The sequence below is a fragment of the Bradyrhizobium sp. BR 1433 genome, assembly GCF_051547665.1.
Classification (GTDB): Bacteria; Pseudomonadota; Alphaproteobacteria; order Rhizobiales; family Xanthobacteraceae; genus Bradyrhizobium; species Bradyrhizobium australafricanum.
Genome location: NZ_JBPUGG010000001.1, coordinates 5,350,643 through 5,373,468, shown reverse-complemented (window position 1 = coordinate 5,373,468; position 22,826 = coordinate 5,350,643). Strand labels below are relative to the sequence as shown.

Below are 22,826 nucleotides of genomic sequence, written 5' to 3'. Positions count from 1 at the left end.
GTCACGTTCAGCTCATGCGGTCGAGCCGAGCATAGCTGTCTTCCATGCCGTGCTCCATGCCGGTCGCGAGCATCGCCGCGCGCGTCTCCGCGTCCGGCAGCGTCATCCGCATCGTCATCAAGGTGCCGTCGCCGTCGGGCGTAAAGCGCGTCTCGACATGATTGTCCGGCGTCGGATCCGGCAGATGCATGCGCTCGACATGCACAATGCGGCTGAACGGTTCGAGCGCGACATATTCGCCGGTCAAATGGAAGCCGCCGCCCTTGCCGTCGGTCCATTCGTAGCGGATCCTGCCGCCGGGCTTCGCCTCGCTGATGCAGACCGGCATGGTCCAGCCGTCCGGGCCGAGCAGCCATTTTTGCAGCAGCTCCGGCTCGGTATGCGCGCGATACACCGCCTTGGGCGGCGCGACGAAGCGCCTGGTGACAACGACGTGGCGGTCGCCTTCGGTCTTCAGCGTCAACTTGCTCATGGGGATACCCTTCACTGCTCAGGCTTCATTGCGGCCAGCACGCCGTCCAGCCGGTCGTAATTGGTTTCCAGCGCACGGCGCAGCATGCCGAGCCATTGATCGATCTCGGCCACCGCCGTCGGCGCCAGCCGGCACGGCCGCTTGGTGCGCTCGATCCGCCGCACGATCAGGCCGGCGCCCTCGAGCACCTTGAGATGGCGGGAGATCGCGGGCTGGGTCATGTCGAACGGCTCGACCAGCTCCATGACCGTCGCCTCGCCCAGCGCGAGGCGCGCCAGGATCGCCCGGCGGGTTGGGTCGGCGAGCGCGGAAAAGGCGGCATCGAGGTTGGCCATGCTTGATCTCAAATCAGTTATATAACTTATTCGTTATATAACTTATTCGTTCGCATGATCAAGCAAAATCCGCTGCGGCGAACGCGCGCAGCGGATTTCGGTCCCCTTCAATGCTGGAATTGCGCGCCGCTGGCGGCACGCAGCTAGACGTCGAAGAACACGGTCTCGTTGTCGCCCTGCAGATGGATGTCGAAGGTGTAGGCGTTGCCCGCGCCGGCCTTGCGCCTGGCGATCAAGGTCGCGCGGCGCTCGGCCGGCACCAGCGCCAGCGTGGAATCAGCGGCGTTGCCGGCCTCGTCGTCGAAATAGATCCGGGTGTAGAGGTGCAGCAGCATGCCGCGCGCGAACACCGCGAGCCCGATGTGCGGCGCCTGCGGCTTGCCGTCGGCATCCGGCACCAAGCCCGGCTTGATGGTGTCAAACGAGTAGCCACCACTCTTGTCGGTGCCGCAGCGGCCAAAGCCCTTGAAGCTCGAATTGGGCAGCGCGCGCGCATCCTGCGGATCGGAGAAGCGCCCTTGTGCATCGGCCTGCCAGATCTCCAGCATGCAGTCCGGGATCACGGCGCCGTCGCCGTCATAGACCTTGCCCTCGACGCGGATGCGCTCACCCGAGACGTCAGGCGTCAGCAGGTTGCTGGTGAAGGCGTCGTTCCATTCGTATTCGCCGTTCGGCGTCAGGCCGTACTTGAAATAGGGGCCGACGGTCTGCGAAGGCGTGATTCCATCAGGACGCGGGTTCGACACTTACCTGGTCTCCATCGGCGTGGCACTCTGCCCGCGCAGCACGATATCGAAGCGGTAGCACAGCGCCCATTCCGGCTTGGTGTTCTCGAGATCGAAGGACGAGATCATCCGCGCCCGCGCCTTCTCGTCCGTCACCGAGTTGAAGATCGGATCGAACGGGAACAGCGGATCGCCCGGGAAGTACATCTGGGTCACGAGCCGCGAGACGAAGGAATGGCCGAACACCGAAAAGTGGATGTGCGCGGGCCGCCACGCGTTGTGGTGATTGCCCCAGGGATAGGCGCCGGGCTTGATGGTGATGAACTTGTAATAGCCCTTGGCATCGGATTGCGTGCGGCCTGCGCCGGTGAAGTTGGGATCGAGCGGCGCCGGATGCTGGTCGACGACATGGATGTAGCGGCCGCAGGCATTGGCTTGCCACAGCTCGACCAGCGTGTTGGGCACGCCGCGGCCGTCCTCGTCGAGCACATAGCCATGCACGATGATGCGCTCGCCGAGCGGCTCGCCCTTGGCCTGGATGGTGAGGTCGTTGTCGTGCGCGCGCACGGTCTCATGACCATAGACCGGCCCGGTCAGCTCCGAGAGCGTGTGCCGCATCGGGATCAGCGGCTTCTGCGGCGAACGCTTCACGGTGGAGCGATAGTCCGGCGACAGCCGCGCCGGATGGGCCGCAAGCGATTGCAGCGGGTACAACAAGGTCATGGCGAATTCCTCCGCGGCCCACGCGCCCGGTGAGCTCACGTCAGATCATTATAATGCATAACCAAATTGGGGAAGGGCTGTTTTCAGCCCTTCCAAGACCTTGGTTTAATTCAGCTTTTCAATCGCGACCGCGACGCCTTGGCCGACCCCGACGCACATAGTTGCCAAGGCAAGCTTCCCGCCCCGCTTCTCCATGCCGTGCACGGCGGTCAAGACCAGCCGCGCGCCGCTCATGCCGAGCGGGTGGCCGAGCGCGATCGCGCCGCCATGCGGATTGACGAAATCGGCGTCTTCCTTGACGCCGAGCTGGCGCAGGCAGGCGATGCCCTGCGAGGCGAAGGCCTCGTTGAGCTCGATCAGGTCGAAGTCCGACACCTTGATGCCGAGACGCTCGACCAGCTTCCTGGTAGCCGGCACCGGGCCGATGCCCATGATGCGCGGCGGCACCGCGGCCGATGCAAGGCCGAGGATTTTTGCGCGCGGCGTTAGGCCGTGCTTCTTCACCGCGGCTTCGGAAGCGAGGATCATCGCGGCGGCGCCGTCATTGACGCCGGATGCGTTGCCCGCGGTCACCGTGCCCGGATTGCGCACGATCGGCTTCAGCTTGGCGAGACCTTCGAGCGTGGTCTCCGGACGCGGATGCTCATCCTTGTCGACGGTGATCGGGCCGGCCTTGCCGCCGGGCACCTGGATCGGAACGATCTCCTCGGCGAAATAGCCCGACGCAATCGCCGCGCCCGCACGCTGCTGCGAGCGGATCGCCATCGCATCCTGATCGGCGCGCGACACCTGGAATTCCTCAGCGACGTTCTCGCCGGTCTCCGGCATCGCATCGACGCCGTATTGCGCCTTCATCAGCGGATTGATGAAGCGCCAGCCGATCGTGGTGTCGTAGATCTCGGACGAACGCGAGAAGGCTTCCGCGGCCTTGCCCATCACGAACGGCGCGCGCGTCATCGATTCGACGCCGCCCGCGATCGCGAAATCGATCTCTCCGGCGCGGATGGCGCGGCCCGCGGCGCCGACCGCGTCGAGGCCGGAAGCGCAGAGCCGGTTCAGGGTCTGGCCGGGAACCGACTCCGGCATGCCGGCGAGCAACAGCGCCATGCGCGCGACGTTGCGGTTGTCTTCGCCGGCCTGGTTGGCGCAGCCGAAATAGACCTCGTCGACCTCGTTCCAATTGAGCGTCGGGTGCTTGGCCATCAGCGCCTTGATTGGGGCGGCGGCGAGATCGTCGGCGCGCACCTTGGCGAGCGAGCCGCCGAAACGGCCGATCGGGGTCCGGACGGCATCGCAAATGAACACATCACGCATTGAATCTCTCCCTGAATGCCGCGACTTAGCGCTGGATCGGCTGGAACTTGAGATCGGTTTTAGGAGCGTGCCCGCGGCAGGTCAATTGATGCGGCTGCGCGCCTCGCACGCATTGCCGTGAGGGCTGACATAATTGGCACCGTGGACAGGGTGGAAAACCCCGACCTCGCGGATAGGACCGCGCGACGAAATTTTGTAGTTTCCGCCCCCTCATGACAGTCCAGCAGCCCATCCCCGTTCCGCCCGAGCCCGCTCCTGCCGCCGAGGCGCCGTCGCGCGTCACGCCGATGATGGAACAGTATCTGGAAATCAAGGCCGCCCATCCCGGCCTGCTGCTGTTCTACCGGATGGGCGACTTCTACGAGCTGTTCTTCGAGGATGCGGAGATCGCCTCCCGGACGCTCGGCATCGTGCTGACCAAGCGCGGCAAGCATCAGGGCATGGACATCCCGATGTGCGGCGTTCCGGTCGAACGCTCCGAGGATTACCTGCATCGCCTGATCGGCGCCGGCCATCGTGTCGCGGTGTGCGAGCAGACGGAAAATCCCGCGGAGGCCAAAGCCCGAGGCAACAAAAGCGTGGTCCGCCGCGGCGTGGTGCGGCTGGTGACGCCGGGCACGCTGACCGAAGACACCCTGCTCGACGCCCGCACCAACAATTACTTGATCGCGATCGCGATCGCGCGCGCCCGCGGCTCGGCCGGTGCGGATCGTCTTGGCCTTGCCTGGATCGACATTTCGACCTCCGAATTCATGGTGACGGAGTGTGCGACCGCGGAGCTCGCGGCGACGCTGGCGCGCATCAATCCGAACGAGGCCATCGTCACCGATGCGCTCTACAGCGACAGCGAGCTGGCGCCGACCTTGCGCGAACTGCCATCGGTGACGCCGCTGACCCGCGACGTGTTCGACAGCGCCACCGCCGAGCGGCGACTGTGCGACTATTTCGCGGTCGCGACCATGGACGGCCTGTCGGCGATGTCGCGGCTGGAGGCGACCGCCGCGGCCGCGGCCGTCACCTATATCGACCGCACCCAGGTCGGCAAGCGTCCGCCGCTGTCGCCGCCGGCGCGCGAGGCCGCCGGCACCACGATGGCGATCGATCCGGCGACCCGCGCCAATCTCGAACTGACGCGCACGCTCGCCGGCGAGCGCCGCGGCTCGCTGCTCGATGCGATCGACTGCACCGTCACCGCGGCGGGCTCGCGCCTCCTGGCGCAGCGCCTTGCCGCGCCGCTCACCGACGTCGCCGTGATCGCGCGGCGGCTCGATGCCGTCTCGGCCTTCGTCGCGGATTCCGCGGCGCGCGAGGACATCAGGACCGTGCTGCGCGCGGCGCCCGACATGTCGCGCGCATTGGCGCGGCTCTCGGTCGGCCGCGGCGGCCCGCGCGACCTCGCCAGCCTGCGCGACGGCATCCTCGCCGCCGACCAGGCGCTGGAGCTGCTGGCGCAGCTTTCCGATCCGCCGGCCGAGGTTTCGACCGTGATGGCGGCGCTACAGCGCCCCTCGCGCGATCTGGCGCAGGAATTCTCCCGCGCACTCTCCGAGCAGCTTCCGCTGATCAAGCGCGACGGCGGTTTCGTCCGCGAGGGTTATGAGGCCGCGCTCGACGAAAGCCGCAATTTGCGCGACGCCTCGCGCCTCGTCGTCGCCGCGATGCAGGCGCGTTATGCCGAGGATACCGGCATCAAGACGCTGAAGATCCGGCACAACAACGTGCTCGGCTATTTCGTCGAGGTCACCGCGCAGCACGGCGACAAGCTGTTCGCGCCGCCGCTGAATGCAACCTTCATCCATCGCCAGACGCTGGCCGGGCAGGTCCGCTTCACCACCGCAGAGCTCGGCGAGACCGAAGCCAAGATCGCCAATGCCGGCGAGCGCGCGCTCAATCTCGAGCTCGAGATCTTTGAACGCCTGAGCGCGATGGCGCTCGCGGCGAGCGATGATCTGCGCAATGCCGCGCATGCCTTTGCGATGCTCGACGTCGCGACGTCATTGGCCAAGCTTGCGATCGACGACAATTACGTGCGGCCTGATGTCGACGGCTCGCTCGGTTTTGCGATCGAGGGCGGCCGGCATCCGGTGGTCGAGCAGGCGCTGAAACGCGATGGCCAGCCGTTCATCGCCAATGCCTGCGACCTGTCGCCGGCGCCGGGCCAGAAATCCGGCCAGCTCTGGCTGATCACCGGTCCGAACATGGCCGGTAAGTCGACCTTCCTGCGCCAGAACGCGCTGATCGCGCTCTTGGCACAGATCGGCTCTTACGTGCCGGCGTCGCGGGCGCGGCTCGGCATCGTCGACCGGCTGTTCTCGCGCGTCGGCGCCGCCGACGATCTGGCGCGGGGACGCTCGACCTTCATGGTCGAGATGGTCGAGACCGCGGTGATCCTGAACCAGGCGAGCGAGCGGTCGCTGGTGATCCTCGACGAGATCGGCCGCGGCACGGCAACGTTCGACGGGTTGTCGATCGCCTGGGCCGCGATCGAGCATCTGCATGAGAGCAATCGCTGCCGCACGCTCTTTGCCACCCACTATCATGAACTGACCGCGCTCTCGGCGAAACTGCCGCGGATGTTCAACGCCACGGTGCGGGTCAAGGAGTGGCAGGGCGACGTCGTGTTCCTGCACGAGGTGCTGCCGGGCTCGGCCGACCGCTCCTACGGCATCCAGGTCGCAAAACTCGCCGGCCTGCCGCCGGCCGTGATCACGCGCGCCAAATCGGTGCTCGCAAAACTCGAAGCCCAGGACCGCGGCCAGACCGCGCGCGCCTTGGTCGACGATCTGCCGCTGTTCGCCGTCCCCTCCCGCGCCGCCAGCGAGGACAAGCCGCCGAGCGAGGCGGATCTGCTGGTCGAGGCGGTGAAGGCGCTGCATCCCGACGAAATGTCGCCGCGCGAGGCGCTGGATGCACTGTATGCGTTGAGGGCAAAGCTGCCGAAGGGGTAGCTGCGTAGCCCGGATCATCCTTCTCCTTCCCCCTGAAAGGGGGAAGGTCGGGATGGGGGCAGCCGCAGGCAACGCTGTTTGCGGAGAGAGCAGATCCCCACCCGCTTTGCTCTGCCGAGCAAAGCGACCTCCCCTTTTCAAGGAGAGGTCAAGACGCCTTCCCACTCTTCCGCCGTCCGATCTGCCACAGCGCCAGATTCCAGACGATGCAGGTGGCGAGCGCGCAGCAGAGGCCGATTGGCGAGCCGAATTGCAGCACCGCGACGTGCAGCACCGCAACCCCGAGGCCAAAGCCCATCAGGCCCAGGCGCTGTTGGCGAGCACGGCGGCGGTGGCGGGGCCGCCGATGCGCGGATGCAGGATCAGCATCATCGAGGAGAACACGATCGGAAACAGCGCCATCACGCCGGTCACGCGCGGGCCGACCCAGCCGGACGCCGTGACCACGGTGCCGACCAGGCTTGCGACCAGCGCGGCGCGCAGCGGAATGTCGTACCAGCGCCGCGCGATCAGCGGCATTTTCGCGACGTGCCGATAGGGCCGGAGAAGCGGGATGCAGATCGCAAAGGTGATGGCGTTGACGATCAGCCCGGCGGCGAGCGACCACTCGAACTGGCGGATGATGGTGGCGAGCACCAGCCACACCGCGATCGCGCTGCCCGCGCTGATCCACATGCTGAAGCGCTGCGCCAGCACGGCGTAGGTCAGGCCCATATAGATCGTGGCGGCGTTGACCGGCAGGCTCGCCAGCGCGCCCTCGGCGATGAAGGCGGCGTCATGGTCGAGCGCGAGGAAGGTGTAAGACAGCCCGGCCGAGATCGGCAGGGTTGCGATCAGCGCGCCGATCACCGGTCCCGACCGCTCCGTGATGATGGACGCGCTGACCACGAATGCGGCCGCAACCGCCATGCGCAGCACAAGGATCAGGACGAAGTGGAGTTCGGGGACATTCGTTCCGTCGCCCCGGCGAAGGCCGGGATCCATAACCACGACTGTTCGTGTGGAACGAAAGCCGTCGGACAGCGCGGCTTGAACCGATGGGACACGGCGTATGGGCCCCGGCTTTCGCCGGGGCGACGCGCTAGACCCGCTGCATCGTCACCGAAACCTTCGGGCCGTTCTTGATGGTCTGATAGACCACGCAATAGCGCTCGGTGAGTTTCAGCAAGAGATCGAGCTTGTCCTGCGGCGCATCGGTGCCGATCTCGAAGCGGAGGCGGATCTCGCGGAAGCCGACCGGGGTCTCCTTGTCGACGCCGAGCGTGCCGCGGAAATCGAGATCGCCCTCGGCGAAGACATTGCCGGGCTTCATCGGCACGTCAATCGCGGTGGCGACCGATTTCAGCGTGACGCCGGCGCAGGCGACCAGCGCTTCCAGCAGCATGTCGCCGGAGCAAAGCTCGAGCCCGGAGCCGCCGGTAGCGGGGTGAAGGCCGGCGATCGCGAGCGCACGGCCGGTCTCGACCTTGCAGGCGATGCTCTCATTGTCGATCGAGCCCTTGGCCTTCAGCGTGATCACGGCGGCCTGGGGGTCGGTCTTGTAGCGCTCCTTGATCGGAGCCTGCATTGCGCGGAGTTCGGCGGAGTCCATGGGTCTGCTCCCGGCTATTCTTCTTTATGCCGATGTAAGGCCTTAAGGAGCGGATGTCACCACCACATCGCCTCGCCGGCGCTGGATTTGTCGGTGACGTCCCGCACCGAACGGTCGAGCGAGCGGTCGAGCGCGGTCAGCACGCGGCGCTTGAAAGTGTCGAACAGCTCCGATTTGCGGTCGCGCGGCCGCGCCAAGTTGATGGTGATCTCCTCGAACAGCCGGCCCGGCCGCGGCCGCATCACCAGCACGCGGTCGGCGAGCACCACGGCCTCGTCCACGTCGTGGGTGACCAGGATCAGGGTCGGCCGCGTGTCGGCCCACAGATCGAGCAGATGATCCTGCAGATCGCGCCGCGTGAAGGCATCGAGTGCCGAGAACGGCTCGTCGAGCAGCAGCACTTCGGGCTGCGGCACCAAGGCGCGGGCGATCGCAACCCGCTGCGCCTGGCCGCCGGACAGTTCGCGCGGCCAGGCCGCGGCCTTGTCGGCAAGGCCGACGCGGGCGAGCGCCGATGCGACGCGCGCGCGCCTCGCTTCGGCCGGAAGGTCGGCGAGGCCGAAGCCGATATTGTCGGCGACGCTGAGCCAGGGCAGCAGCCTCGGCTCCTGGAAGATGATCCCGATCTTGGCGTGCGGCGATGATATCACCGCATTGTCGAGCGTCACGCTGCCCGTGCTGGCGCGGTCGAGGCCGGCGATGGCACGCAGCAGCGTCGACTTGCCGCAACCGGAGCCGCCGATGATCGCGATGATCTCGCCGGGCGCAATCTCGGCCGAGAAGCGCTCCAGCGCGTGGACGCCGTTCGGATAGGTCTTGCCGACTGCTTTGAGCGCGAGCATCACTGCCCTCCCCGCGCGCCGAACGCGTCCTGCCAGCGCAGCAGCGGCGCGGCGGCGACCTCGATCAGCCAGTCGGTGAGCTTGCCGAGGATCGCGAAGATCGCGATCGCGGCGAGGATCTGCGCCGGCTTGCCGAGCTGCTGGCCGTCGAGCAGAAGGTAGCCGAGGCCTTCGGAGGCGCCGATCAGTTCGGCCGCGACCACGAACATCCACCCCAAACCAAGACCGACCCGCAGCGCCACCACATAGGCCGGCAGCACGGCCGGCAACAGGATACGGCGGATCATGGCGGGTCCAGACAGGCGGAACACGCGCCCGACCTCGACGATCTTGCGATCGACCGACAGGATCGCACCCATCACGCCGAGATAGATCGGAAAGAACACGCCGACCGCGATCAGCGCGACCTTCGAGGTCTCGAAAATGCCGAGCCAGAGCACGAACAACGGGACCCAGGCGAGCGAGGGGATCGCGCGCAACGCCTGCACCGTCGGATCGAGCAGCCGCTTGGCGAAATCCCAGTAGCCGGAGATCGCACCCATGATGGTGCCGGCGACGACGCCGAGCGCAAAGCCCGCGCCGACCCGCCACAGCGTCGCGAGGATATGGCGCGACAGTTCGCCGCTCTTGGCGAGCTCAATGATGGTCTCGAACACCTTCGACGGCGGCGGCACCAGGCGGCCGTTGGAGTAGCCGAGAGAAACAACGAGTTCCCAGCCCAGCGCCAGCGCGACCGGCAGCACAAGCCCGAGCACCGGCCGCGCATAGCGCGACCACCGCGCAGGTGCACCGGGCGGGGCCGTCTGTTCCAGCGCGGGCAGGTCAACGGTCATGGCCATAGCAAGAACTATTCTTCCGGCGGGATTGCAAGGCGGAGCCAGTCCAACTCCATCCACGTCGTCCCTGCGAAGGCCGGGACCCATAACCACAGGGCATGGTAATCAAGCGAGCTGGGGCCACAGCCTTGTTCAACAATAAAGCCCTGTGGTTACGGGTCCCGGGTCGCGCTTCGCTTGCCCGGGACGACGGAGGTTGGCTTGACGACGGCGGTTAGTTTAACGACAGCGGTTAGTTGGTGGGCAGCGGGACCTGATCGTCGACCAAGGAATCCAGCGCGGCCTTCACGTCGGTCTTGGCGTCGATCACGCCGGCCTGCTGCAGCGCGAGGCCAGCCGCGAGGATCGATTCGCGCTGCGGGGCGCCGATCCGGCTGTGGGTCAGCTCGGTGCGCTCCTTGAGCTGCTTGTCGACCACGGCATCCGGCAGCTTGGTGACGGCGATGAAGGTCTTCTTCAACTCGTCATAGTTGGCCAGCGAATATCTCCGCGCTTCCTCGTACGTCGCGAGCACGCGGCGGACGATATCCGGATGCGCCTTCAGAAACTCCTCGCGCACATTGAGGATGCCCCAGGTGTTGGCTTCCGCCTTGCGGTAGAACAGCTTTGCGCCGTCCTCGACCTCCGCCTGCGCCATCATCGGATCGAGACCGGCCCAGGCGTCGACATCGCCGCGGATCAACGCGGTCTTGCCGTCGGCGTGCTGCAACAGCACCGGCGTGATGTCCTTTTCGGTGAGGCCGGCGCCGAGCAGCGCGCGAACCAGAAAGATGTGCGGGTCGGTGCCACGCGTCACCGCGACGCGCTTGCCCTTGAGGTCGGCGACGGACGCGATCCTGGAGTCCTTGGTTGTGACCAGGGCGGTCCATTCGGGGCGCGAATAGACATAGATCGACTTGATCGGGTTGCCGTTGATCTTCGCGACCAGCGCGGCCGAGCCCGCGGTCGAGCCGAGATCGATCGAACCGGCGTTGAGGAATTCGAGCGCCTTGTTGGAGCCGGCCGACTGCACCCAGACAATACTGATGCCGTCCTTGGCGAACTCCTTCTCCAGCAGGCCCTTCTGCTTCAGAACCATCGACACCGGATTGTAGGTCGCCCAGTCGATCCGGATCTCCTTCAGCGCGTCGGCGGCGCGCGCCGCGCCGGGCAGCAAGGTCGAGACCGCGAGCAGCGCAGCGAACGTGCGCCGGGAAAATTTTTGCATTCGTCGACCCCCTCGATCAGAATAAGAAACAATCTTTTATTTCAATGAGTTAACCTTGCGGTCAACGAGAAAATCTCTACCCTTTACGAGATGGCGCGAGAACGATCTTGCTCGAAGCGCCGCCATGAGAGCATGGAGCTGCTGTCGTTATACTTTGGTCAGTGACAGCAACGGCTCCGTCCGATATCGGATGAACCTATGGACAGCGTCGTAGCCGAGGCCCGCCCTGAAGCGGATGATCGTTTCGAGACCGAGCGGATCACCGCGGCGGTGAATGCGCTTGCCGAACGGCATGCCGGCCGCGAGGACCAGTTCCGCGCCGCGATGGCGCAGCTGCTCAAGGCCGAGCTGATCGCGGCGCGCGCTACGGCGCAGGCGCTGCTGCTTAAGGACCGTCACGGCCGGCGCTGCGCCGAACGGCTCTGCTTCGTGCAGGACGAGATCATCCGCATCCTCTATGCGGCGGCGACCCGCCACCTCTATCACTCGCCGATCCCCTCGGGCGCCGAACGCATGGCCGTGGTCGCGACCGGCGGCTATGGCCGCGGGCTGATGGCGCCGGAGTCCGACATCGATCTGTTGTTCATCCTGCCCTACAAGCAGACCGCCTGGGGCGAACAGGTCGCCGAAGCCATTCTCTATTGCCTCTGGGACATGGGGCTGAAGGTCGGCCACGCCACGCGCTCGGTCGATGAATCGATCCGTCAGGCGCGCGGCGACATGACGATCCGCACCGCGATCCTGGAGACGCGCTTCCTGACCGGCGACCAGCCGCTTTATGACGAGTTGGTCGAGCGCTTCGACAAGGAGGTGGTGCAGGGCACCGCGTCGGAATTCGTCACCGCAAAGCTCGCCGAGCGCGAGGAGCGGCATCGCCGCGCCGGCCAGTCGCGCTATCTGGTCGAGCCCAACGTCAAGGACGGCAAGGGCGGCCTGCGCGACCTGCACACGCTGTTCTGGATCGCCAAATACGTCTACCGCGTGCGCGAGACCGACGAGCTGCTTGAACGCGGCGTGTTCGACGCGCAGGAATACCGCACCTTCCGCCGCTGCGCCGACTTCCTGTGGTCGGTGCGCTGCAATCTGCACTTCTTCGCCGGACGCGCCGAGGAGCGGCTGTCGTTCGACATGCAGCGCGAAATCGCGGTCCGCCTCGGCTACACCTCGCATCCCGGCATGCAGGACGTCGAGCGCTTCATGAAGCACTACTTCCTGATCGCGAAAGACGTCGGCGACCTCACGGCGATCCTGTGCGCCAAGCTCGAGGAAGAGCACAACAAGCCGGCGCCGGTGCTGAGCCGGATGGTGGCGCGGCTGCGGCCCGGCACCAAGCGGCGGCGGGTTAACGGCAGCGACGACTTCATCGTGGACAACAACCGCATCAACCTCGCCGCACCCGACGTGTTCAAGCACGATCCGGTCAATCTGATCCGGATCTTCCGCCTCGCGCAGCAGAACAACCTCGCCTTCCACCCCGATGCGATGCGCACGGTGACGCGCTCGCTGAAGCTGATCAACACCCAGCTGCGCGAGAACGACGAAGCCAACCGCCTGTTCATGGAGATCCTGACCTCCGACAATGCGGAGATCGTGCTGCGGCGGATGAACGAGACCGGCGTGCTCGGCCACTTCATCCGCGCCTTCGGCAAGATCGTGTCGATGATGCAGTTCAACATGTACCACCACTACACGGTGGACGAGCATCTGCTTCGCTGCATCGGCTTCCTGCAGGACATCGAGCGCGGCGGCAACGAGGAGTTCACGGTCGCCAGCGACCTGTTCCGCAAGATCCGCCCCGAGCACCGCCCGGTGATCTATATCGCGACGCTGCTGCACGACATCGCCAAGGGCCGGCCGGAAGACCATTCGATCGCCGGCGCCAAGGTGGCGCGGCGGCTGTGCCCGCGGCTCGGCTTCTCGGCGGCCGACACCGAGCTGGTGGCGTGGCTGATCGAGGAGCATTTGACGATGTCGACGGTGGCGCAATCGCGCGACCTGTCGGACCGCAAGACCATCGAGAATTTCGCCGCCGTGGTGCAGTCGGTCGAGCAGATGAAGCTGCTCACGATCCTGACCACCGCCGACATCCGCGGCGTCGGACCGGGCGTGTGGAACGGCTGGAAGGCGCAGCTGCTGCGTACGCTGTATTACGAGACCGAACCGGTGCTGACCGGCGGCTTCTCCGAGGTCAACCGCGCCCAGCGCATCGCGGTGGCGCAAGCCGAATTCCGCCGCGCCTTCACCGAATGGCCGGAGGCGGAGCTCAACGCCTATATCGGCCGGCACTACCCCGCCTACTGGCTCAAGGTCGAGCTGGCGCGCAAGATCCGCCAGGCCCGCTTCATCCGCGCCAGCGAGCAGGCCGGCCACAAGCTCGCGATCAATGTCGGCTTCGACGAGGTCCGCGCCGTCACCGAGCTGACGATCCTGGCGACCGACCATCCCTGGCTGCTGTCGATCATCGCGGGTGCCTGCGCGTCGGCCGGCGCCAACATCGTCGACGCCCAGATCTACACCACGACCGACGGCCGCGCGCTCGACACCATCTCGATCTCACGCGAATACGACCGCGACGAGGACGAGGGCCGCCGCGCCACCAGAATCGGCGAGATGATCGAGCACGTGCTGGAAGGCAAGCTGCGGCTGCCCGAGGCGGTCGCCAAGCGCACCGTCCGCAGCAAGGCGCGGCCGTTCATCGTCGAGCCCGAGGTGACCATCAACAACCAGTGGTCCGACCGCTACACCGTGATCGAGGTCTCCGGCCTCGACCGGCCCGGCCTGCTCTACCAACTCACCACCGCGATCTCGAAGCTCAACCTCAACATCGCCTCGGCGCATGTCGCGACCTTCGGCGAGCGCGCCCGCGACGTGTTCTATGTCACCGACCTGCTCGGCGCCCAGATCACGGCGCCGACCCGGCAGGCCGCGATCAAGAGCGCGTTGCTGCATCTGCTGGCGAGCGAGGACCAGGCGGCGAAGCCGGCGGCGTAGATCGAAAGCGTAGGCGGAGCATGCAAGATCCGTCATCCTGAGGAGGCCGCGCAGCGGCCGTCTCGAAGGATCGACGGCCACGTTCTTTCCGCAAGAGAGTGGGAGTACGCCGAAGCGACCGGGCCGTCGATCCTTCGAGACGCGCGTTCCGCGCTGCTCCAGCGACAAAGGCGAAGCCTTTAGCGGGGATGACGGGATCGAAAGCCGTTTCCACCGAAGGAGCGAAGCCCCAATCCCGTGGCGAATCAGCCGAACAGCCGCATCAGCAACGCCTTGCCGACCGGCGCCGCGCGCACGCCTTGGAAAGCGCGGACATATTCGCCGGCATAGAATGCGCGCACGACATTGACCCGCGTCGCCACCGCGTCCTCGAAGCGGACGCCGAAGCCGTCGCGGGTGCGGCGGACCACGGTCGCGGCGACGTTCTGTCCGTAGACATTGCATTTGATCAAGGAACCGATGGCAGGCGGGACGGGATCGATGAAGCGCGCGCCCGAGATCGAGATGTCGGCCATCCGGATCAAGCGCATCTCGCTGTCCTGATGGATCAGGATCGGCTCGTCGCGTTCGAACCGCTCGGCCTTGCGGCGCCGCGGCTGCTCGATGCAGATGAAGCACACGATCGCGAGCACGACGCAATTGTACAGGCTCCAGGCCAGCGCCAGCCCGCCATAGGCGATGTTTTCGCCGCGCAGATGCAGGATGAAGGCGTAGGCGATCGCAAACAGCGTGATCAGCAGGGCGGCACCGTAGAGCCGCAGCAGCGGCCATTCGATGAAGCGGCGGTTGCGGTCGCCGCCCTTGGCCGTCACCTTGAATTTGTGGCCCTGCGGCCTGGCGAGGCCGGTCACGACCGCCTTCAGCACCGCGGGCGCCGCGATGTATTGCGACACGTCGGTCATGATCGCGAGCGAGCGGCCGCGCGAAATCCACGCCATCGTGAAGGCGTGCCAGACATAGAACGGCAGGAAATATTTTAGCAGCTCGAACAGGTCGGCATGGACCGCCTTGATCCCGAACAGCAGATAAAGCCACGGCACGACCAGGCCGAACACCTTGGTGCCGTAGACCGCCGCCCAGCTCATGAAGGCGTCGACCAGCGACAGCCGGTCCATGAAGGCGAGCTTCGATTGCCGCGAGAACGGCCCGCTGCGGCCGCGGAAGATCTGCATGAAGCCGAGACACCAGCGTCCGCGCTGCGTGATGTATTCCTTCAGTCCCTCCGGCGCGAGTCCGATGGTCAGGCGCTCGTTCAGATAGACCGTGCGCAGTCCCTTCTCCTTCAGCCGCAGTGTGACGAGGTAATCCTCCGTCACCGAATCGGTCGGGAAGCCGCCGATCTGCATCAGGCCGGAGAAGCGGATCAGCGATGAGGTGCCGCAGCAGAACGCCGTGTCCAGGCATCCTTGGCCGGCATCAAAATATCGAAGAAGAAGCGCTGCTCGTCGGGCCACACATCGGTCGCCGCAAGATTGGTCTGGATCGGATCCGGGTTGATGAAGTGCTGCGGCGTCTGCACGACGCCGACGCTGCCGTCCTGCATCAGGCTCATCGCCCGGGTCAGGAAGTCCGGCATCGGGACGAAATCCGCGTCGAGGATCGAGATGAACTCCGGCCGCTCGGCCAGCCCGGAAACGTGCTGGAGCGCATGATTGATGTTGCCGGCCTTGGCGTGGCGGTTGTCCGGACGGGCCAGATAGTTGCAGCCGAGCTCCTGGGCGAGCCGGCGCAGCCAGAGCCGCCGCCCATCGTCGAGCACCCAGACGCGGTAATTGGGATAGTTGAGCCCGGTCGCGCCGATGATGGTGCGCTCCAGGATCGCCTTCTCCTCGTTGTAGGTGCAGATGAAGACGTCGACGAGCGGCGCGTTTGCGGGCAGCTTCGATCGGCGCAGGATCGAATTGACCTCGGGTGAGCGGTCGATCGTGCGGCTGAGGAACAGCAGCGACAGGCACACCGCGATCATCGAGGCCGCCTCGGCCAGCATGAAGGGATAGCCGACCAGCGCGTCGGCGGTGAGGCCCGGAGGCGGCAAGGTGTGGGTCACCCGCCACGCGAAATAGTGGACCAGCAGAACGAACGACATGCCGGTCATCATGACGCGGGCCAGGGTCTGCTCGCGGCGGAGCAGGGGCAGGATGGCAAGGCAGGCGCCGAAGGCGACCAGCCCGGGCGCAAATGCCGCCATCATGACTTTGCCACGTCCGCGTTGAACACCACGCGCCCGGTGCGGCCGACCGCGCAATCCTTGCCCGTGGTATCGAGCGCCGGCATCGAGACCGTGACCCGATGGGTTCCTTATTCAGCGCATCCGGATTGATCGCAAGGTTCGCGGGCGCGCCCGACGCGCCGGTGAGATTGACGATCTCGCCCTGCAGCGCGGCGCTGCCGTCATTCGGCTCGAAGCTCGCCTGCTCGCCGAGTTTCAGTCCGTTGTAGACGCTCTCGGTGACGTTCGCCGTGACCACCGCGCCGCTGCAATCGAGCAGCTTGAGCAAGGGCTGGCCGGCCCTGACGTCCTCGCCGGGCGACGTCATCATCTCCCAGATGCGCGCGCCGACCGGCGCCTTGATGTCGGCTTCCGCCCGGTTGACGTAGTGCAGCTGCTCGGCTGCGATCTCGTGGGTCAGCCAGTCGATCTCGGCATCGGCATGCGCCAGATCGGCGCGCAGATCGCTGACGCGCTGGCGCATCTCCTCTTCGCGCTGCACGGAGCTCGGCCGGTCATTGTCGCTGTCGCCGAGATAAGTGCCATTCCTTGCGGCGGTGAGCTCGACCTTGGCGGCGTCGAGACGCCGTCGAGCGCCGATTTCGGTCTGCTGCGAGATCGCCTGCTCGCGCGTCAGGCGGGCCATTTCGACCGTCAACACGCTGCCCGACTTGATCAGCGACGACGCCCGCTCGACGGCGGCCACGGCCTCCTCCCGCCGTGCGGCGGCGGCCTCGATCGCGGTCTGGATTTCGGCGATCCGGGCCTCGAGCTGAAGGATGCGGCCGTCACGGAACTGGCCGGCCTGGCGGGCAAGATCCTGTTGCGCCGTCTCGGCGGCCGCAAGCTTGGCGGCCGAACTCGGGCGCTCATTTTCCAACCGCGACATCTGTCGCCGGAGATCATCGAGCCGGGCGCGATCGCCGCGTGCGTTAACGACGTGAAGGATCGCATCGCCCTCGTGAACCACGCTGAGCTGCGTGGATTTCTGCGGCTTCGCGCTCACGGTGCCGTCGATCGGTGAGCGCAAGGTCACGATCCTGGCGTTGACCACGGCCTCCACGCTCGAGGTCTGCAACACAGCCCTGAGCGGCAGCCATCCGAAGACGGTGACGATGGCAAGGCCAATGCCGACCTTGAGCAGGCGGCGAACCATCCGGCCTGAGCCTGCGGGCGCTTCGGGATGGGGAGCGCTATCGCTGGCCGGCTCGTCATGCTCCGGCTGCAGCCGTTCCTGCAGATCGCGCTGCAATCCCCGTGCGCCGTCGGCCTCATTCCTGGTGACGGAATTATTGTCTTCGGGAAGCGGCTTGTGCTGCTGTGCCTGATTCATAATGACCGGCCCCTGATCTGTCAGTGCGCGAACCAACGCACAGCTCTGCAGAGCGATGCCGTTGCCGGACAGATCCAATAATCAGGTGCTTCAAAAGCGGCTAAAGCGAACCGGGCATCTTTCGAAAAAATTGCTGCAATTTGCCGCCGTCGGGAGCCTGGCGCGGGAGCCGCGCCGTCGACCTGCTCCGCCCATCATTGCGGTGCGCCATTGCGCAGCCGAGGGCGTCTGCAGAACTGAGCCCGGAATCCATCAGGGCCGGGGCTAGGCGGGGAATGGATTCCGGGCTCTCACGGAGGTTGTGATCGGACCCGTCTTGCGCGACCCAGGCGTGAGCAGCCAGCGCTTCGGTCCCGGCAGCCTGCCGGACTTGGAATTCAGGGCCGGCTACCGCCCTGAGTCTGGCGCGTCGAATTGCGGCTGCAGCGCCGCCAGGCTCGCTCCCAGCAAGGCCAGGTAGCTGGCCTGACAGACCACCACGCCCAGATCGAATGCGTCCAGCAGATCGATCCACGGGTTGTCGGTCAGCGTGCTTGCTGTTTGCCTGCCAGCAACGATAACGGAAGGCTGGAAGCTGCGATCGCGTCTCTGAGGCCTTGCCTCGTGGTCGACGTCGTCGGAGCAAACGATCAGATGCAGGCGCGCGCTGGGCATTTCAATCTCCGTCACTGATTGGCGATTGCTGAACCCCGGAAATCTCTACCGTCATCGAGTTACCCAATAAGCGTAGTCACCGGGATGGAACGGGCCATTGAACGGAGGTTGATCCGACCGTTACATTCGGTGGGGACGACTCGTACTTGAGTTTAGGTCGCAACCTGGACCTGAGCGCGCTCAACGGCTTCGCTTTCTGCGCGATCCCACGGGTGTGGACCGCCAAAAAGGACGGCGTCATCCCGACCGGGCGGCAAGAAAGCTGCTAATATACAGTCTATTGGGAGGGCGACGTTGTCGCCGCTGATGGTAGCAGTCACCTAGCGACGCAGCGCGGCCCATGATGATGGCCAAGTGCTGGGCTGCCGATGATCCGCGACCCGACCACGAAGTCCTGGTCGGCCGAGCAATGGCTGCTCGGCGGCATGGTGCTGGCCTTGGCAACAACCTGCATCGGGCTGTTGCTAGGTCCGCAGCCAGCAGCTTCCGCCCATCTGGTTGCCCTGGCGCTGCTCGTCGCGTCGCTGACCGCCGCATTGCTGATGATCCGTCTGGTTGGCCGTTCGCAAAGGCGGATGGAAGCCATGTTGCGCGGCCGAGCCAGCAGCGAGGAGCGCGCGATGGAGGCGCTGCGCAACAGCGAAGCGCAATGGAAGGAGGTATTCGAGCACAACCCGGTCATGTACTTCATGGTCGACGCAACGGGGCTCGTGCTGTCGGTCAACACGTTCGGCGCGGCGCAGCTCGGCTACACCGTCGAACGAACTGCTTGGACAATCGGTGCTGCGGGTCTTTGCCGCCGAAGACCGGGATATGGTCCAACGCAACGTCGCGGCATGCCTCGACAACATCGGCCAGACCCACAATTGGGAAATCCGGAAGGTCCGCAAGGACGGTTCAAGGATTTGGGTTCGAGAAAACGCCAAGGCGGTGCGGCGGCTGGACGATCAGCTGATCGTGCTGATCGCATGCGAGGACATCACCGAGCGCAAGCACGCCGAAAATGCGCTGCAGCAGAGTGAAATGTACCTGACCGAAGCCCAGCGAGTGAGCCACACCGGCAGCTTCGGCTGGCACGTCGCCAGCGGCGAGATCATCTGGTCGGAAGAGACGTTCAGGATCTTCGAATTCGACAGGGCTCCTTCCATCACACATGCCACGGTCCTGCAGCGCGTCCATCCGGACGATCGCGCCCGCGTGCAACGGACCATCGACCGCGCCTCGCTCGACGGCAAGGACTTCGAGCACGGCTACCGATTGCTGATGCCCAATGGGGCGATCAAATTTGTTCACGCCAGGGCGCATGCGGTGACGAACCTTTCGGGCGACACCGAATTCATCGGAGCGGTCACCGACGTTACCGCCCGCAAGCGAGCCGAGGCGGAGTTGCACGAAGCGCAGACCAACCTCGCACACGTCACGCGCGTGACGGCGCTCGGCGAGCTCGCCGCATCGATCGCCCATGAAGTGAACCAGCCGCTTGCCGCCGTGGTCACCAATGCCGCGGCATGCCTGCGGTGGCTCAACCGGGCGGCCCCCGATCTGAACGAAGCTCGCGGCGCGGTCAGGTCGATCATCAGCGACGGCAACCGGGCGGGCGAGGTCATCCAGCGCGTCCGCGCGATGGTGAACAAGACGACCGATCAGAAGGCGCCGCTCGACGTCAATGAAGTCATCAACCAGGTGATCGTCCTGGTGCAGCATGAACTGCAGCGTCACCATGTATCCTTGCAGCTCGACCTCGCTCCCGCGCTCCCGTCTGTCGTCGCCGACCGTATCCAGATGCAGCAGGTCATCCTCAACCTGGTCCTCAATGGTATCGAGGCCATGCCAGCCGGTCACGGACCGGCCGCGGGAACTCGTAATCCGGACGCGCCATGACGAGGCCGGGCAGATCGTGGTCACGGTCACCGACTGCGGCGTCGGAATCGCGACCGAGAATGCCGAACGGCTGTTCGACGCGTTCTACACCACCAAGGCCAGCGGCATGGGGATGGGGCTGTCGATCTGCCGATCGATCATCGAAGCTCACCGAGGCCGCCTGTCCGTGGCCGAAAACATCGGCCCCGGCGCGACGTTCCAGTTCACCTTGCCACTGCACGAAGAGGATCATGCATGGTGACCGGGCGCGCGGCATCGCCTTCTGGTCTGGCAAACGCCGAGGATCCCGTCGTCTTCGTCGTCGACGACGACGCATCCGTGCGGGACGCGCTGAGCAATCTGTTCCGGTCGGTCGGCTTGCGGACCGCAGCATTCGGCTCGGCCCATGAATTTCTGCAGCGCAAGCCTCCGGATGTCCCGAGCTGCCTGATCCTCGACATCAGGTTACCGCGGGTGAGCGGGCTGGACTTTCAGGGGGAGCTGGCGAAGGCGGGCATCGATATTCCGATCATCTTCATGACCGGGCACGGCGATATCCCGATGACGGTCAGGGCCATGAAGGCCGGCGCTGTGGACTTCCTGACCAAGCCATTCCGCGATCAGGACATGCTGGATGCCGTCACGACGGCGATCGAGCGCGACAGGAGTCGTCGCGATGAGGCCAAGGTTCTTGCCAACCTGCGCGCCGCCTTCGCGACCCTGACGCCGCGTGAACGCCAGGTGATGACGCTCGTCACGGCGGGGTTGATGAACAAGCAGGTCGCCGCCGAAATCGGTGTGGCCGAGATCACAGTGAAGATACACCGCGGGCACATCATGCGGAAAATGGCGGCAAAGTCGTTACCCGATCTGGTCAGGATGGCACAGATGCTCCAGATCGGACCGGCAGCCGGCGGCGCGCAAACCTAAGTATGATTCTCCGGCCCCGATTGGCGACGCACTGTGGTCCCCACATGATGCACACGCCAGAGGCCCTTCCGGCCCGGGAAAACCTCCTTGCCCAACCCGCCAGTGATATCAATCATCGACGATGACATGTCGGTTCGCACCGCGACCGACAATCTCGTCAGGTCGCTAGGCTACGCGGTCGAGACCTACGCGTCGGCCGAGGAATTTTTGCACTCGCCCCGCCTGAATGACACATCCTGTGTGATCGCGGATGTCAGGATGCCGGCCATGAGCGGGCTCGACTTGCAGAGCCACCTGATTGCCAGGGGACACCGCTTTCCGTTCATTTTCGTCACGGCGTTCTCGGTCGAAAGCGATCGCGTCCGGGCGCTGAAGGCTGGAGCGATCTGCTTTCTGAGCAAGCCCTGCGCCGGGGACGTCCTGATCAAATGCCTCGATACCGCCCTCGCGCAGCGCAGCGCGGCGCCGGGTGCGTGAGTTGGATCAGCCATCACCGGGCCGGCTATACGCAAGGATGATGCCACAAAACATCTGGACAAGTTGCGCATGGACGGCGGCGGCGCGAGATTTCGCATCGTCGTCCTTCGGGAAGATCGACGGCAAGGACAGCACCAGACATTTTGATTGGCAAATGGCAATTCCTCGGAGGGAGGTCGCCATGCGTGCGGAACCGCGCTGCGCCCAGTGTGACAGCGAAGACCCCAAGATCATCTGTTTGCGAAATCCGGCGGGCGAACGCTACTGCGGACGCCTCTGCTTCTACAAAGGCCAGGAGGACTTCATCCGCTGGCTTTGGCGCGCGAATGCGGAGGCAGCGTCATGACAGCTCGTTGCGGAAATCCGGCCTGCAAGCGGCCTTTCGGGCTGATCCGGCATAATTGGTATTTTGAGCAGTTTTGCTCGACGAAGTGCCGCGAGATCCACAAGCGGCAGCTGGAGCGCAACAAGGCCTATTGGAAGTGGCTGTATCCCTTCCCCAGAACCGACGCTCCATCGAAAAAGCCGATCTGACGACGTTGGCCAACAACGCCGAGGGGAGTCTCACATGACAACGGTCGACGCGATGCTGGTCGGAGCGATACTCGCGTGGGTGCCTTCGCTCGTTGTGTTCCTCTATATCGTGCGCGATCTGCGCAACATGCCCAGCGAAGATCTCGATTGAGCACGTCTCGGGCGCTTGGGTAGATCGCTATATCTCCACGCCCTCGTGGCGCAGCAGCCAGCGCTTGCGCTCCAGCCCACCGCCATATTTGACCAGCGACCCGTTGGCGCCGATCAGGCGATGACATGGCACGACGACGCTGATCGGGTTGGAGCCGTTGGCATGGCCGACCGCGCGCATCGCATTCGGCGCGTTCAGTTTCGCCGCCAGCGCGCCGTAGCTCATGGTGGTGCCGTGCGGAATGTTCGGCAGCGCGTGCCAGACCTTCTGCTGGAACGGCGTGCCGGCGACGCGCCATTCGACATCGGTGAGACGATCGAGATCGCCCTTGAAGTAATCGCCGAGCGCCTTGCGCATCGCAGCCGGCGCGTGGCCGTCCCGCAGCGTCACCGCGCCATAATGCAGCCGCAGCAGGTCGAGCATGCGCGCTTCATAGTCGTCCCAGTCGAGCGCGCGCAGCACGCCGTCGTCATCGGTCACCAGCAGCGCCGTGCCGATCGGGGTCTTGAGGCGGTCGAGGTTGAAGGTCTGTGCAGTCCTGCGGTCGGCCATTGTCATATCTCGGGCAAGCAGATCGGTCGGCATACAATTCACCGCCCGCATGCTAGCGTCCACCCGAATTCCGGTAAGAGCGTTTTTCGAGCGAAGCGGAGACCGGTTCGCGTGAAGAAAACGCGCCAAAACAAGAAAATCT

General features: G+C 65.3%; 19 protein-coding genes and 4 pseudogenes. 9 read left to right on the top strand and 14 right to left on the bottom strand.

Annotation, left to right across the window (positions count from 1 at the left end; genetic code table 11):
• Nucleotides 1–7: 7 nt before the first annotated feature.
• The 5 genes from ACSKB9_RS25890 to pcaF all read right to left on the bottom strand — a co-directional run bounded on the left by ACSKB9_RS25890 (nucleotide 8) and on the right by pcaF (nucleotide 3,569).
• Complete coding sequence (locus ACSKB9_RS25890; RefSeq protein WP_438076638.1) at nucleotides 8–472, bottom strand: SRPBCC domain-containing protein; 465 nt, start codon at nucleotides 470–472, stop codon at nucleotides 8–10.
• 11 nt (nucleotides 473–483) lie between these two features.
• A complete protein-coding gene (locus ACSKB9_RS25885; protein ID WP_438076636.1) occupies nucleotides 484–807 on the bottom strand; it encodes an ArsR/SmtB family transcription factor in 324 nt (107 codons plus the stop codon).
• A 143-nt stretch (nucleotides 808–950) separates the two neighbouring features.
• Nucleotides 951–1,553, bottom strand: a complete 603-nt coding sequence (gene pcaG / locus ACSKB9_RS25880; protein WP_438076634.1) for a protocatechuate 3,4-dioxygenase subunit alpha — start codon at nucleotides 1,551–1,553, stop codon at nucleotides 951–953.
• Nucleotides 1,554–2,255, bottom strand: a complete 702-nt coding sequence (gene pcaH / locus ACSKB9_RS25875; protein ID WP_057015420.1) for a protocatechuate 3,4-dioxygenase subunit beta — start codon at nucleotides 2,253–2,255, stop codon at nucleotides 1,554–1,556. It abuts the gene before it with no gap.
• 105 nt (nucleotides 2,256–2,360) lie between these two features.
• Nucleotides 2,361–3,569 carry a 3-oxoadipyl-CoA thiolase gene (pcaF, locus tag ACSKB9_RS25870; protein WP_438076632.1) on the bottom strand — a complete coding sequence of 403 codons (1,209 nt, stop codon included), beginning with the start codon at nucleotides 3,567–3,569 and terminating at the stop codon, nucleotides 2,361–2,363.
• Nucleotides 3,570–3,781: 212 nt separating this feature from the next.
• Here pcaF and mutS point away from each other — a divergent pair, with 212 nt between their 5' ends.
• Nucleotides 3,782–6,517, top strand: a complete 2,736-nt coding sequence (gene mutS, locus ACSKB9_RS25865) for a DNA mismatch repair protein MutS (protein WP_438076630.1) — start codon at nucleotides 3,782–3,784, stop codon at nucleotides 6,515–6,517.
• A 148-nt stretch (nucleotides 6,518–6,665) separates the two neighbouring features.
• Here mutS and ACSKB9_RS25860 read toward each other — a convergent pair.
• From ACSKB9_RS25860 to ACSKB9_RS25840, 5 genes and pseudogenes are all read right to left on the bottom strand, one after another.
• Nucleotides 6,666–7,501: pseudogene (locus tag ACSKB9_RS25860) on the bottom strand (hypothetical protein).
• A 97-nt stretch (nucleotides 7,502–7,598) separates the two neighbouring features.
• Entirely contained in the window at nucleotides 7,599–8,108 is a 510-nt protein-coding gene (locus ACSKB9_RS25855) for an OsmC family protein (RefSeq protein ID WP_438076628.1), read from the bottom strand.
• Between the two features lie 56 nt (nucleotides 8,109–8,164).
• Complete coding sequence (locus ACSKB9_RS25850) at nucleotides 8,165–8,950, bottom strand: ABC transporter ATP-binding protein (RefSeq protein ID WP_438076626.1); 786 nt, start codon at nucleotides 8,948–8,950, stop codon at nucleotides 8,165–8,167.
• Nucleotides 8,950–9,783: an ABC transporter permease gene (locus ACSKB9_RS25845; protein ID WP_438080400.1), complete on the bottom strand. Its 834-nt coding sequence runs from the start codon at nucleotides 9,781–9,783 to the stop codon at nucleotides 8,950–8,952. The genes ACSKB9_RS25850 and ACSKB9_RS25845 overlap by 1 nt, the downstream gene beginning before the upstream one ends.
• Nucleotides 9,784–10,018: 235 nt before the next feature.
• Nucleotides 10,019–10,993, bottom strand: coding sequence for an aliphatic sulfonate ABC transporter substrate-binding protein (locus ACSKB9_RS25840; protein ID WP_438076624.1), 975 nt, complete (start codon nucleotides 10,991–10,993; stop codon nucleotides 10,019–10,021).
• A gap of 198 nt (nucleotides 10,994–11,191) precedes the next feature.
• On the opposite strand from ACSKB9_RS25840, the gene ACSKB9_RS25835 reads away from it, so the two are divergent.
• Complete coding sequence (locus ACSKB9_RS25835; RefSeq protein ID WP_225647051.1) at nucleotides 11,192–13,984, top strand: [protein-PII] uridylyltransferase; 2,793 nt, start codon at nucleotides 11,192–11,194, stop codon at nucleotides 13,982–13,984.
• Between the two features lie 245 nt (nucleotides 13,985–14,229).
• Here ACSKB9_RS25835 and ACSKB9_RS25830 read toward each other — a convergent pair.
• A pseudogene (locus ACSKB9_RS25830) lies at nucleotides 14,230–16,175 on the bottom strand (glycosyltransferase).
• Between the two features lie 202 nt (nucleotides 16,176–16,377).
• Nucleotides 16,378–16,521: pseudogene (locus ACSKB9_RS25825) on the bottom strand (HlyD family secretion protein); the annotation flags it as partial.
• 60 nt (nucleotides 16,522–16,581) lie between these two features.
• On the opposite strand from ACSKB9_RS25825, the gene ACSKB9_RS25820 reads away from it, so the two are divergent.
• Nucleotides 16,582–17,217, top strand: a complete 636-nt coding sequence (locus ACSKB9_RS25820) for a hypothetical protein (RefSeq protein ID WP_438076622.1) — start codon at nucleotides 16,582–16,584, stop codon at nucleotides 17,215–17,217.
• A 696-nt stretch (nucleotides 17,218–17,913) separates the two neighbouring features.
• Here the strand turns inward: ACSKB9_RS25820 and ACSKB9_RS25815 are convergent.
• A complete protein-coding gene (locus tag ACSKB9_RS25815; RefSeq protein ID WP_438076620.1) occupies nucleotides 17,914–18,180 on the bottom strand; it encodes a hypothetical protein in 267 nt (88 codons plus the stop codon).
• A gap of 368 nt (nucleotides 18,181–18,548) precedes the next feature.
• Here ACSKB9_RS25815 and ACSKB9_RS25810 point away from each other — a divergent pair.
• The 6 genes and pseudogenes from ACSKB9_RS25810 to ACSKB9_RS25785 all read left to right on the top strand — a co-directional run.
• A pseudogene (locus ACSKB9_RS25810) lies at nucleotides 18,549–18,881 on the top strand (PAS domain-containing sensor histidine kinase); the annotation flags it as partial.
• 79 nt (nucleotides 18,882–18,960) lie between these two features.
• On the top strand, nucleotides 18,961–20,061 hold the full coding sequence (locus ACSKB9_RS25805) for a PAS domain-containing sensor histidine kinase (RefSeq protein ID WP_438076618.1): 1,101 nt from the start codon (nucleotides 18,961–18,963) through the stop codon (nucleotides 20,059–20,061).
• A 16-nt stretch (nucleotides 20,062–20,077) separates the two neighbouring features.
• Nucleotides 20,078–20,302 (top strand): ATP-binding protein, encoded by a 225-nt coding sequence (locus ACSKB9_RS25800; protein WP_438076616.1) that lies wholly within the window; start codon nucleotides 20,078–20,080, stop codon nucleotides 20,300–20,302.
• The gene (locus ACSKB9_RS25795; protein WP_057015399.1) at nucleotides 20,296–20,970 is read left to right on the top strand and encodes a response regulator transcription factor; all 675 of its coding nucleotides are present in this window, start codon (nucleotides 20,296–20,298) and stop codon (nucleotides 20,968–20,970) included. Before ACSKB9_RS25800 ends, ACSKB9_RS25795 begins: the two co-directional genes overlap by 7 nt.
• A gap of 102 nt (nucleotides 20,971–21,072) precedes the next feature.
• Nucleotides 21,073–21,447, top strand: coding sequence for a response regulator transcription factor (locus tag ACSKB9_RS25790; RefSeq protein WP_438080398.1), 375 nt, complete (start codon nucleotides 21,073–21,075; stop codon nucleotides 21,445–21,447).
• Nucleotides 21,448–21,484: 37 nt separating this feature from the next.
• Nucleotides 21,485–21,793, top strand: coding sequence for a hypothetical protein (locus tag ACSKB9_RS25785; RefSeq protein ID WP_438076614.1), 309 nt, complete (start codon nucleotides 21,485–21,487; stop codon nucleotides 21,791–21,793).
• 366 nt (nucleotides 21,794–22,159) lie between these two features.
• On the opposite strand, the gene ACSKB9_RS25780 is transcribed toward ACSKB9_RS25785, so the two are convergent.
• Nucleotides 22,160–22,684 carry a methylated-DNA--[protein]-cysteine S-methyltransferase gene (locus ACSKB9_RS25780; protein WP_438076612.1) on the bottom strand — a complete coding sequence of 175 codons (525 nt, stop codon included), beginning with the start codon at nucleotides 22,682–22,684 and terminating at the stop codon, nucleotides 22,160–22,162.
• Nucleotides 22,685–22,826: the final 142 nt, after the last annotated feature.

Bases quoted from the DNA above. Each gene is read 5' to 3' on its own strand.
- ACSKB9_RS25890 (WP_438076638.1), bottom strand. From the start codon at position 472: ATGAGCAAGTTGACGCTGAAGACCGAAGGCGACCGCCACGTCGTTGTC.
- ACSKB9_RS25885 (WP_438076636.1), bottom strand. From the start codon at position 807: ATGGCCAACCTCGATGCCGCCTTTTCCGCGCTCGCCGACCCAACCCGC.
- pcaH (WP_057015420.1), bottom strand. From the start codon at position 2,255: ATGACCTTGTTGTACCCGCTGCAATCGCTTGCGGCCCATCCGGCGCGG.
- pcaF (WP_438076632.1), bottom strand. From the start codon at position 3,569: ATGCGTGATGTGTTCATTTGCGATGCCGTCCGGACCCCGATCGGCCGT.
- mutS (WP_438076630.1), top strand. From the start codon at position 3,782: ATGACAGTCCAGCAGCCCATCCCCGTTCCGCCCGAGCCCGCTCCTGCC.
- ACSKB9_RS25855 (WP_438076628.1), bottom strand. From the start codon at position 8,108: ATGGACTCCGCCGAACTCCGCGCAATGCAGGCTCCGATCAAGGAGCGC.
- ACSKB9_RS25850 (WP_438076626.1), bottom strand. From the start codon at position 8,950: ATGCTCGCGCTCAAAGCAGTCGGCAAGACCTATCCGAACGGCGTCCAC.
- ACSKB9_RS25845 (WP_438080400.1), bottom strand. From the start codon at position 9,783: ATGACCGTTGACCTGCCCGCGCTGGAACAGACGGCCCCGCCCGGTGCA.
- ACSKB9_RS25840 (WP_438076624.1), bottom strand. From the start codon at position 10,993: ATGCAAAAATTTTCCCGGCGCACGTTCGCTGCGCTGCTCGCGGTCTCG.
- ACSKB9_RS25835 (WP_225647051.1), top strand. From the start codon at position 11,192: ATGGACAGCGTCGTAGCCGAGGCCCGCCCTGAAGCGGATGATCGTTTC.
- ACSKB9_RS25815 (WP_438076620.1), bottom strand. From the start codon at position 18,180: ATGCCCAGCGCGCGCCTGCATCTGATCGTTTGCTCCGACGACGTCGAC.
- ACSKB9_RS25795 (WP_057015399.1), top strand. From the start codon at position 20,296: ATGGTGACCGGGCGCGCGGCATCGCCTTCTGGTCTGGCAAACGCCGAG.
- ACSKB9_RS25785 (WP_438076614.1), top strand. From the start codon at position 21,485: ATGATGCCACAAAACATCTGGACAAGTTGCGCATGGACGGCGGCGGCG.
- ACSKB9_RS25780 (WP_438076612.1), bottom strand. From the start codon at position 22,684: ATGGCCGACCGCAGGACTGCACAGACCTTCAACCTCGACCGCCTCAAG.